This window comes from Aphanothece stagnina RSMan2012 (genome assembly GCF_046764815.1).
GTDB lineage: Bacteria > Cyanobacteriota > Cyanobacteriia > PCC-6307 > Cyanobiaceae > NIES-981.
The window spans coordinates 13,657-25,995 of record NZ_JBKOUC010000003.1 but is presented as its reverse complement, the minus strand read 5'-3'; the positions used below and the strand labels follow the sequence as shown (position 1 = coordinate 25,995).

Sequence of the window (12,339 nt, the reverse complement as noted above, 5' to 3'; positions counted from 1 at the left end):
AAGGTGTGCAAGGAGTTTTAGGTGGGATTGGGGCCGATCTGTTGCCCTGAACACATCGGGAACCAGTGGAGCCCGTGATGCCTGCAATCAGCACAGGTGATCAATCGGCTCGCCCAGCTCCGGCAGTCAGTCCCCCGCGGAACCTGACCAGCGCCAGTCGATCAACCCCCTGTGGCGCAGCTCCCGCTGGAAATCCCTGGCCAGACTGGCTTCCGGACTGTGCCGGGACACCTGACCGAGGACCAAGAGCACACGAAGGGCCAACCAGAATGCCAGCAAAACAACAAGTAACACCACAGCCAGGCCTGCGGATTGCCGAGCCCAAGGTTTAACGCAGCCCCTGGATTTTCTGGGCCCTTCGGCCTCCGCATTGAGGCGAGCGCCCCATCCTTGCGATTCTCATCAGGCCTTAGCCGAAAGACGGCCTCACAGGGGCAAGACGCCCATCCCACCCCTTAAGGTTCCGCCCAACACGCCACGATGTAGCGATGGCCACAGTGACGGCGCCACCCGGGCGACCTGCCTTCCGCCTGCTGAACCACTTCAGCAGCAGCCACATCAGGGGCGACCTGTTCGGCGGCGTCACCGCGGCGGTGATCGCCCTGCCGATGGCCCTGGCCTTCGGGGTCGCCTCCGGCGCCGGTGCCGCCGCCGGCCTCTGGGGCGCCGTGCTGGTGGGCCTCTTCGCCGCCCTCTTCGGCGGCACCCCCACCCTCATCTCCGAGCCCACCGGCCCGATGACCGTGGTGATGACCGCCGTCATCGCCAGCCTGATCGGCCAGGCCCCCGACCGGGAGACCGGCCTGGCCATGGCCTTCACCGTGGTGATGCTGGCCGGGGTGTTCCAGATCCTGTTCGGGGTGCTGCGCCTCGGCCGCTACATCACCCAGATGCCCTACACGGTGATCTCGGGCTTCATGAGCGGCATCGGCATCATCCTGATGGTGCTGCAGCTCGGACCGTTCCTCGGCCAGGCCATCCCCAGGGGCGGCGTGCTCGGCACCCTCACCAACCTGCCGGGCCTGATCGCCGGTGCCCGACCGGCGGAAGTGACCCTGGCCCTGGTCACCCTGGCCATCCTCTGGTTCACGCCGGCCCGCATCAAGAAGGTCGCCCCGCCCCAGCTGATCGCCCTGATCGCCGGCACGATCCTCTCGCTCACCCTGCTGCGCGGCGCCGATGCCTCCGCCGAGGTGGAGGGCATCCGCCGCATCGGCGCGATCGCCTCAGGCTTCCCCCATCTGGTGACGCCCCACTTCGCGCTGCCCCAGCTCCAGCTGATGCTCATCGATGGCGTTGTGCTGGGCATGCTCGGCTGCATCGACGCCCTGCTCACCGCCGTGATCGCCGACAGCATCACCCGCACCGAGCACGACTCCAACAAGGAACTGATCGGTCAGGGCCTCGGCAACCTCGTCTCCGGACTCTTCGGGGGGCTCGCCGGCGCCGGCGCCACCATGGGCACCGTGGTCAACATCCAGGCCGGCGGCCGCAGCGCCCTCTCCGGCCTCAGCCGCGCCCTCATCCTCATGCTGGTGATCCTGGTGGGCGGTCGCCTCGCCGCCCAAATCCCCCAGGCCGTCCTCGCCGGCATCGCCCTCAAGGTCGGCTTCGACATCGTCGACTGGAGCTTCCTCAAGCGCGCCCACCGCATCTCGATCACCGGCGCGCTGATCATGTACCTGGTGATCGCCCTCACCGTGCTGGTCGACCTGATCGCCGCCGTGGGCATCGGCGTGTTCATCGCCAACATCCTCACCATCGACAAGATGAGCGCCCTGCAGAGCAGGGCCGTCAAGTCGGTCTCCACCGGCGATGGCGACCTGCTGCTCGAACCCGAGGAGAAGCGCCTGCTCGATCAGGGCCAGGGCCAGGTGCTGCTCTTCCAGCTCACCGGCGCCATGATCTTCGGGGTGGCCAAGGCCATCGGCCGCGAGCACAACGCCATCGGCGACTGCAAGGCCGTGGTGTTCGATCTCAGTGAGGTGTCCCACCTCGGGGTCACCGCCGCCCTGGCGGTGGAGAACGCCGTCGAGGAAGCCATCGAGAAGGGCCGCCAGGTGTTCGTCGTCGGCGCCACAGGCACCACGCGCCAACGGCTCGAGAAGCTCGGCCTGTTCGCCAAGCTGCCGCCGGAGAACGCCAGCCTCAGCCGCTCCGAGGCGCTGCAGCAGGCGTTGAACACCGTCGCCTGAGTGAAACCGCCCTGGGTTCAGCCCAGGGACAGGGGCTCAGAAGCATTCGTGGCAGCGCCCTGAACCCACCTGTCGTCTGCCGGGGTGTTGGCCATGACGCAGGTGGATGGAGGGGACGGAGGGGGAGATCAGCTGGCGAGGTCGGGCTGGAGCAGGGCGCCGGCCATCCAGGCCACGATCAGCACGAGAGCGAGAGCGGCGATCATCGGGAGCTGGGCGAAAGGTCGCTGGGGCGGGAGAGCACGAAGGCCACCATGGCGGTGAGCACCACCGTGAGGACGAAGAGAGCGGCGAGGGCCGCGGTGAAATCGGTGGTCATGTCGCTCAACCCAGGCCGAGCTGGGACAGGATGCTCTGGCCTGTGAGCAGCTCGGTGGCCAGGCCGATCACGAAGCCGAGCATGGCCAGGCGGCCATTCCAGGTCTCGGCGAAGGAACTGAAGCCGAAGCGGCTGGTGGAGTCCGTCATGAGCGTTGCGTTTTGTTAAGGAGACTGTAACAGAGTGCAACGGCGTGTTGCCGGGTCCCGGCCATGCTGGAGGCTCCCGGTCCTGCTCCCACGTAGATGCCCCCCGCGCCCGGCATCGGCCAGCCTCCGGCCGCAGCACCTCCAGCCCTGCTGGAGGTGCTGGGCAGCCACGAGGGCATGGGCACGGGCCGGCGCCGCCTGGTGGTGGTGTGGGGGCAGCTGGGGGATTTCGACAGCCTGGAGTACGCCCAGGCCCTGGCGGCCTGGCTGCCCCGGCTCGAGGCGGCCGGGATCAACCTGCTGGCCTTCGGCATCGGGGCAGAGGCGGGCCGGCAGCGCTTCTGCGCCTTCACCGCGCTGCCGCTGGAGCGGCTGCAGGCGGTGCCGGATGCGGCCCTGCATCGCTCCCTTGGGCTCTATGCGGGGCTGCAGCTGCCGATCGGAGCGTGGGGCAACCTGCTGCTGATGTGCGCGGGCCTGGGCTCGCCCGGCACGCTCCCGGAGGTGCTGCGCGGCTACACCGGTGATCGACAGGCGCCGCAGCGCATCGCCGAGGAGGCGGTGATCCATGCCCCGCCGTTGCCGCCGCTGCAGGGATCGCTGTTCGCCCTCGCGGGAGGGAGGGGGTTTCTGCGGCCGTTCGAGCTGGCCACCATCCGGCTGCGCAACATGGGCGAAGTGCTCGGGCACTGGGGCACCTACGTCCCCCGCGACGACTTCCTCACCCAGCGGGGAGGCACCTTCCTGCTCGACGCTGACGACTCGCTGCTCTATGTCCACAGGGATCGTGGACTGCTGGGGTTCTCGGCCACGATGCGCGAGCCGCTCCGATTCCTGGATCCCTACCTGGGTTGAACCGCAGCCGTGGTCTCGCGGATACTCCAGCCCAACCCGTGCAGCCGCCTGATGGCCCTCCACCCCGGATCCCTGCCTCAGCACGACCCTTGCCCATGCGCGATGCCGGGTTCGAACCAGCGACATCCTGCTTGTAAGGCAGGCGCTCTACCGCTGAGCTAATCGCGCGTGGGCACGACGCTACCGCAGGTACGAAGGCGTCGCCGACGGCGTCCCCCGTCGGCGTGGCAGCGGCTGCGCTGGCGCATCGAGGCCCTGGGGGTGCGGCTGCTGCTGGCCCTGCTGCGCGGTCGCCGCCACGCCACGATGCGGCGGGGCATCCATCTGGCCATCGGGCTGGCCCGGCCTGCCCTTGCCAGACGCCTGAGCACGGCCACCACGAACCTCGAGCGGGTGTACGGCGACCAGCTCAGCGATCAGCAAAGGCAACTTCTGGCCCGCCTGTCGCTGGAGAGCTTCTTCCTCTCCTGCCTGGAATCGATCATCCAGCCGGTCGCCGATGCCCGGATCACGGCCGAGGGTGCCGGCCTGGCCGAGCTGCTGGCCTGCCAGCGCCAGGGCCAGGGCGTGATCATCGGCTCGTTGCACCTGGGCTGCTGGGACCTGGGCCTGCGCTGGCTGAGCCAGCGCCTCGACAACCTGGCGGTGATCTACCGGCCGGCCCACAACCCCCGCGCCGACGAGCTGCTGAACGCCGCCCGCAGCGCCGACAACCACTGCCGCTGGATCTCCCAGTTCGATGCCCGCGGCATCCTGCAGAGCCTGCGTGACGGCTGCGGCCTGGTGGTGATGACCGATCTCTACAGCCACCGCAGCGACCTGGTGGTCGACTTTCTGGGGCTCAGCACCAAGTTCGCCACTGGCCCGGTGGCCCTGTCCCAGAAGACCGGCGCCCCCCTCTTCCCGGTGGCCCATGTCCGCGAGGACGACGGCACCTTCCGGCTGATCTGCGGCGAACCCATCCGGCCCGGGAGTGGTCCCCACGGCCTCGCGGAGCAGGCGGGGGCGGTGGCGCGCTGGCACGAAGCCTGGATCCAGGCCTATGCCGACCAGTACTACTGGATCAACCGCCGCTGGCGGGAGGGCGACGGCAGCGGCTCGCCATGCCGGCGGCTGCCCCCGCCGGCCGCCCGGAGCCTGGGCAGGAGCGGCTGATGGCCAGCGGCCGCCACCACGACCGGGCCACCGGCCTGCTCGCCCTGCCCTTCGGGCTGCTGTGGGGACCGGCCCTCGGTCCGGTGGGGGTGCTGTGCGCCGGAGCGGGATTCCTGCTGGGCGGGCTCTGGCTCTCGCCCGACCTCGACACCCGCTCCAACGCGACCCGTCGCTGGGGCCCCCTGGGCTGGCTGTGGTGGCCGTACCGCAAGGTCCTCCCCCACCGCTCGCTGTTCTCCCACAGTCCACTGCTGGGCACGGCGGTGCGCCTGGCCTATCTCGCCGTCCTCGTGCTGGCCGGCTCGGCGGCCCTCACCCCCCTCGGTACCCCGGCGCCTTCCGTGTGGATCGGCTGGGCCGGGAACCTCTGGCAGCACCAGCGCGGACCGATCGTCAGCGCCCTGGTGGGCGTGGAGGCCAGCAGCTGGCTCCACCTGATCCAGGATGGCGACCCGATGCCGCGCTGGCCCCGATCGCGGCGCCGCCGCTGATGCCCAGCCCTGAACCTGCCCAGCCCTGAACCCGCGCCCATGGTCTCCGACCCCACCCTGGCCGCCCTGGCGGACCTGATCGCCGTGGTGGCCCGCCTGCGGGATCCCGAGGGCGGCTGCCCCTGGGATCTGGAGCAGACCCACGCCTCCCTGGTGCCCTACGTGCTGGAGGAGGCCCACGAGGTGGCCGATGCCATCCGCCGCGGCGACGACCGCCACCTCGCCGAAGAGCTCGGCGACCTGCTGCTCCAGGTGGTGCTGCATGCCCAGATCGCGGCCGAGGAGCGCCGCTTTGATCTCAAGGGCATCGCCGAAGGCCTCGGCGCCAAGCTGGTGCGGCGCCATCCCCATGTGTTCGCCGGTGCCGAGGCCACCGACAGTGCGGCGGTGAAGGCCAGCTGGGAGGCGATCAAGGCCCAGGAGGCCGCCGAGCGTCAGGGGAGCGCCGCGGCCGACCCGCTCCCGTCCCCCCTCAGCGACCGGCTGGCCGGCAAGGTGCGCGGTCAGCCCGCCCTGGCCGGGGCCATGACCATCTCCCGCAAGGCCGCCGCGGCCGGCTTCGAGTGGGAGGCCATGGCGGGGGTGTGGGAGAAGGTGCACGAGGAGCTCGAGGAGCTCAAGGAGGCCGTGGCCAGCGGCGACAGGGTTCACGCCCAGGAGGAACTCGGCGATGTGCTCTTCACCCTGGTGAACGTGGCCCGCTGGTGCGGCCTCGATCCGGAGGAGGGCCTCGCCGGCACGAACCGGCGGTTCCTGGAACGCTTCTCGCGCGTCGAGGCCGCCCTGGGGGGCGATCTCCAGGGCCGGAGCATCCGCGAGCTGGAGCAGCACTGGCAGCAGGCCAAGGCCGCGATCCGGGCCGAGGCCCAGGCTGAACAGCCCGGGGCTGATCCCACCGCCTAGGGGAGGGCCCGCCAGGCTCAGCCCTCCGGGACCGGCACCCGGGAGCTTCGCCGGCTCTTGAGGGCGCTGCGCTGCCGCTTCGAGTCCAGCCGGCGCTCCACCGATCCGCGGGTCGGACGGGTGCGGCGTCGGGGCGGCGGTGGCGGTTGCAGGGCCTGCTGCAGCAGGGCCACCAGCCGCCGCTGGGCCGCCACCCGGTTCTGCCACTGGGAGCGATGCTCGCGGGCGGTGATCACCACGGCTCCCTCCACCAGGCGCGGCGCCAGCCGTTCCAGCGCCCGGGCCCTGAGGGCCTCCGGCAGTGCCGCCGAAGCGGCCAGGTCAAACATCAGGTCGACGCGGGAGTCGGTGGTGTTGACGTTCTGTCCCCCCGGGCCTGAAGCGCGCGAGAAGCGCCAGCGCAGTTCCGCGGCCGGGATCCGCACCGCCGCTGTAATGCGCAGATCGCCGCTGGGCTGGTCGGAGGCCATGCCCTGAGCCTGCCATGGACGGAACGGAACCGCAGGGGCCGGACCCGGACTGTGCAACCGTACGGAGACAGCGTTCGACCATCTCCCCCGGGCCATGGCCAACCCCCCAGGCTGGATCGACGAGGTCTTCGAGGGCGTGCGCTACGGCCTGGCCGGCCGGGTGATCGCCGAACAGGCCTCGCCGTTCCAGACGGTGACCATCATCGAGAGCGAGCGCTACGGCAAGGGCCTGCTGCTCGATGGCTGCTGGATGACGGCCGAGCGGCAGGAACGGCACTACCACGAATGCCTGGTGCATCCGGCCCTCTGCAGTGCCGCGGCGGTCGAGCGGGTGCTGGTGATCGGCGGGGGCGACGGGGGGACGGCGCGGGAATGCCTGCGCCACCCCGGGGTGCGCCATCTGGACATGGTGGAGATCGATGGTCTGGTCGTGGAGTGGAGCCAGCAGCACCTGCCCACGATCGGTGGCGGCTGCTGGAGCGACCCTCGCTTCCACCTGACGGTGGGCGATGGGATCGCCTGGGCCGCCAACGCTCCGGATGCCAGCTATGACGTGGTGATCGTGGACGGCTCCGATCCGGCCGGACCGGCCGAGGGGCTGTTCAACCGGGCCTTCTTCGAGCACTGCCGCCGCCTGCTGCGACCCGGTGGCGTGTTCGCCACCCAGAGCGAATCCCCCGAGGCCTTCCGGGAGGTGCATCTGGCCATGGTGCGGCTGCTGCGGGAGGTGTTCGGCCACGCCGACCCGATGTACGGCTGGGTGCCCATGTACCCCAGCGGCTGGTGGAGCTGGACCTTCGCCGCCCCGGACGGCCGCCGCTACCTCGAGCCCGATTCCGTGCGTGCCGCTGTCGTCGCCGACGGTTGTGAGATCTGGAGTCCCCGCTGGCAGCGGGGGGCCTTCGAGGCCGTGCCCGCCGCGATCGAGCGCGACCTCAACCGATGAAGCCGACCATGAATCCCAGCATGGCCGAGCTCTTCGACACCGACGGAGCCATCTACATGGCCAGCCGCCGCGATCCCGGCGGCTGCCGGGTGGCCCTGTTCGGCGTGCCCTACGACGGCACCACCTCCTTCCGTCCCGGCACCCGCTTCGGACCGGCAGCGATCCGGGAGGTGAGCAGCGGCCTGGAGACCTACTGCCCCCAGCTGGATCGGGACCTGGAGGATCTGGCCTTCGCGGATCTGGGCGCCCTGGCCATTCCCTTCGGCGACCCCGAACCCGTGGTGGAGGCCGTGCGCCAGGCGACCGCGCGCGTGCTGGCGCAGGGGCTGCGGCCGCTGATGCTCGGCGGCGAGCACTCGATCAGCTCCGGCGCCGTGGCGGCGGTGGCCCAGCGCCACCCCGAGCTGGTGCTGGTGCAGCTGGACGCCCATGCCGATCTGCGCTCGAGCTGGCTCGGTGCCCACCACAGCCATGCCTGCGCCATGCGGCGGTGCCTGGAGGTGCTGCCGAGCCAGCAGCTGCTGCAGATCGCGATCCGCAGCGGCACCCGGGAGGAGTTCAGCGAGCTGCGCCAGAGCGGACGGCTGGTGGCGATCGAGCGCATGGCGGAGGCCCTGGGGCCGCTGCGGGGCCGGCCCATCTATCTCACCGTGGATCTCGACTGGTTCGATCCGGCGGTGATGGCCGGCACCGGCACCCCCGAGCCCGGTGGCTTCCACTGGCCGGACTTCGCGGCCCTGGTGAATGAGCTGCGCCACCACGACCTGGTCGCGGCGGATGTGGTGGAACTGGCCCCCCAGCTCGACCCCACCGGCGTGAGCAGCGTGCTGGCCGCCAAGGTGACGCGCAGCCTCCTGCTGCTGCTGGGCCGCTGAGACTGCTGGGCCGCTGAGGCTCCGAACTCAGTAGCAGCAGGTGCCGCTGGTGCGCTGTTCCCGCAGGCGGACATGCTGCTGACTGATCAGCTGCACGGCCAGGGTCGGGTGGTTGTGGAGCAGGTTGAGGAAGCGGAGACGATCGAGCCGCAGAATTTCCACCGGCGTGCGGGCCAGGGCATCGCTGTGGTGGGTGCCGTCACCCCAGACGATGTCCTGGTAGCTGAACAGTTCCCCGGACCGATAACACAGGGTTTCCCGGGTGGCTCCGAGCAGCTCGACGATCCCCCGCCTGACGGCGTAGATCGAGTCGGCGGGGGCTCCGTGCCGGTACACCTTGGCCCCGGTGGGCAGGGTCACCACCTCACAGTCCACATGGGCCGACATCAGCTCGATGGGCGTGGTGCGCGTCGCGGTTCCGATCAAGTCCAGTCACCTCCTGTGGCAACCAGGTGTCACTTCTGTCTTACATCCCCGGAGTGCCAGGATTTTGTGTTGCAGATACCCAAAGACGCAGCGCGCCCCACCCGGCGGCTGGGCTCAGAACTGGGGCAGCACCGCCTCGAGGCTGAGCTGGCGGGTCGTCTGGGGAACGGCACACACCGTTCCCGGATCCTGGGCGACGGTCTGGGGCAACCGGGGTGAGCGGGCCGACCAGTGGTGGCACCACAGCTCCGCAGCGAGTTCGGGATGGATGGGAAGCCGCCGCATCATGCACCAGCCCATCTGCTCACCCTGGGGCGCGCAGCAATGGCGGCAACTGCGGCAACTCGGGCGATGACCCATCCACACGACCTCCAGGCCGCTCAAACTAGGGGGACCAAGCCCAGCGTGCAGTCGAGGAATCCGAATCTCCGGATTCTCTTCGCAGGTCAGCAGGGGGCCGCAACAGATCGAGACAGCGACCTGGCCCCGCCGGTCCTGGCACCGCCATAACCTCGGGATCCCGAACCTCTGGCCGTGGATCTGCTGCGCACTCCCCTCCACGACGCCATCCGGGCCGCGGGTGGCCGGCTCGTGCCCTTCGCCGGCTGGGAGATGCCGGTGCAGTTCTCCGGCCTGGTAGCCGAGCACCAGGCGGTGCGCGAGCGCTGCGGGGTCTTCGACATCTCCCACATGGGCGTGCTGACCCTGCGGGGCGATGGGGCCAAGGACGCCCTGCAGGGGCTGGTGCCCACCGATCTCTTTCGGATCGGTCCCGGCGAAGCCTGCTACACGGTGCTGCTCAACGAGGCGGGCGGCATCCGCGATGACCTGATCGTCTACGACCGCGGACGCCAGGCCGATCAGGCCGGGCAGACCTGCGACGAACTGGTGCTGGTCATCAACGCCGCCTGCGCCGACAGCGACACCGCCTGGCTCCGCAGCCAGCTCGAGCCCCTCGGCATCGCCATCACCGACCGCAAGGGTGACGGCGTGCTGCTCGCCCTGCAGGGCCCCGAGGCCCAGGCCCGTCTGGAAGCCCTGAGCGACACCGCGCTGGGGAATCTGCCGCGCTTCGGCCACCGGCAGCTGAGCGTGGCCGGCTGCCAGGCCTTCGTGGGACGCACCGGATACACCGGCGAGGACGGCTTCGAACTGCTGCTTCCCCGCCAGGGGGGCCTCGCCCTGTGGGACCAGCTCCTGGCCGAGGGCGTCACCCCCTGCGGCCTCGGCGCCCGCGACACCCTGCGCCTGGAGGCGGCCATGCATCTCTACGGCCAGGAGATGGACAGCCAGACCACACCCCTGGAGGCCGGCCTGGGCTGGCTCGTGCACCTGGAGATGCCCAAGGCCTTCGTCGGCCGGGCCCGCCTGGAGCAGCAGACCGCCGAGGGCGTGCAGCGCCGCCTGGTCGGCCTGAAGCTCCAGGGCCGCGCCATCGCCCGCCATGGTTACCCCGTGCTGCAACAGGGCCAGGTGGTGGGGGAGGTGACCAGCGGCACCTGGTCACCCACCCTGGGCGAGGCGATCGCCCTGGCCTACGTGCCTCCCGCCGCCGCCAGGCTCGGGACCGACCTGGCGGTGGAGATCCGCGGGAAGGCGGAGCCCGCCGTGGTGGTGAAGCGCCCGTTCTACCGGCGGGGCTGACGCCCTGAGCGATGCCGCCGGGCCGCGGGGCAGGCCCGGCCGGGTGGGAAAATCGCCCATTGCTCAGGGATTCTCAGCATGCGCAGCCACGGGTGCGGCGACCTGCGTCAGGACACGACCGGCCAGGAGGTGCAGCTCTGCGGCTGGGTGGACCGGCGCCGCGACCACGGCGGGGTGATCTTCATCGACCTGCGCGACCGCAGCGGCACGGTGCAGGTGACCGTGGATCCCGACCTGGGGGCCGACGCCTTCGCCGTGGCCGAGCACCTGCGCCATGAAACCGTGATCCAGGTGGCGGGGCGGGTGCGGGCCAGGCCCGCCGAATCGCTGAACCCCAAGCTGGCCACAGGGGCGGTGGAGGTGCTCGCCAGCGCCATCACCGTGCTGAACAGCGTGAAGGGCAACCTGCCCTTCCCCGTGTCGGTGCACGACGAGGAGAACACCCGCGAGGAGCTGCGGCTGCGCCACCGCTACCTCGACCTGCGCCGCGAGCGCATGAACGGCAACCTGCGGCTGCGGGCCCAGACGATCCAGGCGGCCCGCCGCTTCCTCGAGGAGCAGGGCTTCATCGAGGTGGAAACGCCGGTGCTCACCCGCTCCACCCCCGAGGGCGCCCGCGACTACCTGGTGCCCTCGCGGGTGTGCGGCGGCGAGTGGTTCGCCCTGCCCCAGTCGCCCCAGCTGTTCAAGCAGCTGCTGATGGTGGGCGGCATCGAGCGCTACTACCAGGTGGCCCGCTGCTTCCGCGACGAGGACCTGCGCGCCGACCGCCAGCCGGAATTCACCCAGCTGGACATGGAGATGAGCTTCATGGACCAGGAGCAGATCCTGGAGCTCAACGAAGCCCTGATCGCCGCGATCTGGAACACGGTGAAAGGCGTCGAGCTGCCGCGCCCCTTCCCGCGCCTCACCTGGCACGAGGCCATGGAGCGCTATGGCACCGACCGGCCCGACACCCGCTACGGCATGGAGCTCACCAACGTGAGCGACCTGGTGGCGGACATGGGCTTCAAGGTGTTCAGCGGGGCGGTGGCCGCGGGCGGCTCGGTGAAGTGCATCGCCGTGCCCGGCGGCAACGAGGCCCTCTCCAACGTGCGGATCAAGCCCGGCGGCGATGTGTTCAGCGAAGCCCAGGCGGCGGGGGCCGGGGGCCTGGCCTTCATCCGCGTGCGCGACGGCGGCGAGATCGACACGATCGGCGCCATCAAGGACAACCTCACGGACGCGAAGAAGGCCGAACTGCTGCAGCGCACCGGCGCCGAGCCCGGCACCCTGCTGCTGTTCGGGGCCGGCGACACCGCCACGGTGAACAAGGCGCTGGACCGGGTGCGCCAGTTCCTGGCCCGAGAGCTGGGGATGGTGAAACCCGACCGGGAGAACGACCGCTGGAACTTCCTGTGGGTGGTGGATTTCCCGATGTTCGAGTTCAACGCGGGGGAGAACCGGCTCGAGGCGCTGCACCATCCCTTCTGCGCCCCCAACCCGGACGACCTGGGCGATGACCCCGGCGCCTGGGCCACCACCCTGCCCACGGCCCGAGCCCAGGCCTACGACCTGGTGCTCAACGGCCTGGAGCTGGGCGGCGGCTCGCTGCGCATCCACGATTCGGCCCTGCAGCGCCAGGTGCTGCAGACCATCGGCCTGCCGCTGGAGGAGGCCGAGCGTCAGTTCGGCTTCCTGATGGAGGCCCTCGACATGGGCGCGCCGCCCCATGGCGGCCTGGCCTATGGCGTGGACCGGATCGTGATGCTGCTGGCGGGTGAGGAGTCGATCCGCGACACGATCGCCTTCCCGAAAACCCAGCAGGCCCGCTGCCTGATGACCCAGGCCCCCGCCGGGGTGGCGGACCAGCAGCTGGAGGAGCTGCATGTGGCCAGCACCTGGGTGGCCGAGGAGTAAGCCGGCACGGCA

The 12,339-nt window shown here is 70.5% G+C and carries 13 protein-coding genes and 1 tRNA gene; 9 read left to right on the top strand and 5 right to left on the bottom strand.

What is annotated here, in order from left to right; translation table 11 throughout:
• Window positions 1-488: 488 nt before the first annotated feature.
• The gene (gene bicA / locus ACLNEE_RS02960; RefSeq protein ID WP_411423043.1) at window positions 489-2,195 is read left to right on the top strand and encodes a bicarbonate transporter BicA; all 1,707 of its coding nucleotides are present in this window, start codon (window positions 489-491) and stop codon (window positions 2,193-2,195) included.
• 324 nt (window positions 2,196-2,519) lie between these two features.
• Here bicA and ACLNEE_RS02955 read toward each other — a convergent pair whose 3' ends face one another.
• Window positions 2,520-2,663, bottom strand: coding sequence for a chlorophyll a/b-binding protein (locus ACLNEE_RS02955; RefSeq protein WP_411423042.1), 144 nt, complete (start codon window positions 2,661-2,663; stop codon window positions 2,520-2,522).
• 96 nt (window positions 2,664-2,759) lie between these two features.
• Here ACLNEE_RS02955 and ACLNEE_RS02950 point away from each other — a divergent pair, with 96 nt between their 5' ends.
• Window positions 2,760-3,518 carry an AhpC/TSA family protein gene (locus ACLNEE_RS02950; protein ID WP_411423041.1) on the top strand — a complete coding sequence of 253 codons (759 nt, stop codon included), beginning with the start codon at window positions 2,760-2,762 and terminating at the stop codon, window positions 3,516-3,518.
• Between the two features lie 96 nt (window positions 3,519-3,614).
• On the opposite strand, the gene ACLNEE_RS02945 is transcribed toward ACLNEE_RS02950, so the two are convergent.
• Window positions 3,615-3,686 (bottom strand) — tRNA-Val (locus ACLNEE_RS02945).
• On the opposite strand from ACLNEE_RS02945, the gene ACLNEE_RS02940 reads away from it, so the two are divergent.
• The 3 genes from ACLNEE_RS02940 to mazG are packed head-to-tail and all read left to right on the top strand — an operon-like array spanning window position 3,687 to window position 6,067.
• Complete coding sequence (locus ACLNEE_RS02940) at window positions 3,687-4,673, top strand: lysophospholipid acyltransferase family protein (RefSeq protein ID WP_412006753.1); 987 nt, start codon at window positions 3,687-3,689, stop codon at window positions 4,671-4,673.
• Window positions 4,673-5,164, top strand: coding sequence for a metal-binding protein (locus ACLNEE_RS02935; RefSeq protein WP_412006752.1), 492 nt, complete (start codon window positions 4,673-4,675; stop codon window positions 5,162-5,164). The genes ACLNEE_RS02940 and ACLNEE_RS02935 overlap by 1 nt, the downstream gene beginning before the upstream one ends.
• A gap of 39 nt (window positions 5,165-5,203) precedes the next feature.
• Complete coding sequence (gene mazG, locus ACLNEE_RS02930; protein ID WP_411423038.1) at window positions 5,204-6,067, top strand: nucleoside triphosphate pyrophosphohydrolase; 864 nt, start codon at window positions 5,204-5,206, stop codon at window positions 6,065-6,067.
• 17 nt (window positions 6,068-6,084) lie between these two features.
• On the opposite strand, the gene arfB is transcribed toward mazG, so the two are convergent.
• Window positions 6,085-6,537, bottom strand: coding sequence for an alternative ribosome rescue aminoacyl-tRNA hydrolase ArfB (gene arfB, locus ACLNEE_RS02925; protein ID WP_411423037.1), 453 nt, complete (start codon window positions 6,535-6,537; stop codon window positions 6,085-6,087).
• A gap of 94 nt (window positions 6,538-6,631) precedes the next feature.
• Here arfB and speE point away from each other — a divergent pair, with 94 nt between their 5' ends.
• Together speE and speB are read left to right on the top strand one after the other, a co-directional pair.
• On the top strand, window positions 6,632-7,483 hold the full coding sequence (gene speE, locus ACLNEE_RS02920) for a polyamine aminopropyltransferase (protein ID WP_411423036.1): 852 nt from the start codon (window positions 6,632-6,634) through the stop codon (window positions 7,481-7,483).
• A gap of 8 nt (window positions 7,484-7,491) precedes the next feature.
• Window positions 7,492-8,358, top strand: coding sequence for an agmatinase (gene speB, locus ACLNEE_RS02915; protein ID WP_412006751.1), 867 nt, complete (start codon window positions 7,492-7,494; stop codon window positions 8,356-8,358).
• A gap of 27 nt (window positions 8,359-8,385) precedes the next feature.
• Here speB and ACLNEE_RS02910 read toward each other — a convergent pair whose 3' ends face one another.
• Both ACLNEE_RS02910 and ACLNEE_RS02905 read right to left on the bottom strand, forming a co-directional pair.
• Window positions 8,386-8,784 carry a cyclic nucleotide-binding domain-containing protein gene (locus ACLNEE_RS02910; protein ID WP_411423034.1) on the bottom strand — a complete coding sequence of 133 codons (399 nt, stop codon included), beginning with the start codon at window positions 8,782-8,784 and terminating at the stop codon, window positions 8,386-8,388.
• 114 nt (window positions 8,785-8,898) lie between these two features.
• Window positions 8,899-9,069 carry a hypothetical protein gene (locus tag ACLNEE_RS02905; protein ID WP_412006750.1) on the bottom strand — a complete coding sequence of 57 codons (171 nt, stop codon included), beginning with the start codon at window positions 9,067-9,069 and terminating at the stop codon, window positions 8,899-8,901.
• Window positions 9,070-9,312: 243 nt separating this feature from the next.
• On the opposite strand from ACLNEE_RS02905, the gene gcvT reads away from it, so the two are divergent.
• Together gcvT and aspS are read left to right on the top strand one after the other, a co-directional pair.
• The gene (gene gcvT / locus ACLNEE_RS02900; protein WP_425625128.1) at window positions 9,313-10,428 is read left to right on the top strand and encodes a glycine cleavage system aminomethyltransferase GcvT; all 1,116 of its coding nucleotides are present in this window, start codon (window positions 9,313-9,315) and stop codon (window positions 10,426-10,428) included.
• Window positions 10,429-10,506: 78 nt separating this feature from the next.
• Window positions 10,507-12,327, top strand: a complete 1,821-nt coding sequence (aspS, locus tag ACLNEE_RS02895; RefSeq protein WP_411423033.1) for an aspartate--tRNA ligase — start codon at window positions 10,507-10,509, stop codon at window positions 12,325-12,327.
• Window positions 12,328-12,339 lie beyond the last annotated feature (12 nt).

Bases quoted from the DNA above. Each gene is read 5' to 3' on its own strand.
- ACLNEE_RS02955 (WP_411423042.1), bottom strand. From the start codon at position 2,663: ATGACGGACTCCACCAGCCGCTTCGGCTTCAGTTCCTTCGCCGAGACC.
- mazG (WP_411423038.1), top strand. From the start codon at position 5,204: ATGGTCTCCGACCCCACCCTGGCCGCCCTGGCGGACCTGATCGCCGTG.
- aspS (WP_411423033.1), top strand. From the start codon at position 10,507: ATGCGCAGCCACGGGTGCGGCGACCTGCGTCAGGACACGACCGGCCAG.
- arfB (WP_411423037.1), bottom strand. From the start codon at position 6,537: ATGGCCTCCGACCAGCCCAGCGGCGATCTGCGCATTACAGCGGCGGTG.
- speE (WP_411423036.1), top strand. From the start codon at position 6,632: ATGGCCAACCCCCCAGGCTGGATCGACGAGGTCTTCGAGGGCGTGCGC.
- ACLNEE_RS02950 (WP_411423041.1), top strand. From the start codon at position 2,760: ATGCCCCCCGCGCCCGGCATCGGCCAGCCTCCGGCCGCAGCACCTCCA.
- ACLNEE_RS02905 (WP_412006750.1), bottom strand. From the start codon at position 9,069: ATGCGGCGGCTTCCCATCCATCCCGAACTCGCTGCGGAGCTGTGGTGC.
- speB (WP_412006751.1), top strand. From the start codon at position 7,492: ATGAATCCCAGCATGGCCGAGCTCTTCGACACCGACGGAGCCATCTAC.
- ACLNEE_RS02935 (WP_412006752.1), top strand. From the start codon at position 4,673: ATGGCCAGCGGCCGCCACCACGACCGGGCCACCGGCCTGCTCGCCCTG.
- bicA (WP_411423043.1), top strand. From the start codon at position 489: ATGGCCACAGTGACGGCGCCACCCGGGCGACCTGCCTTCCGCCTGCTG.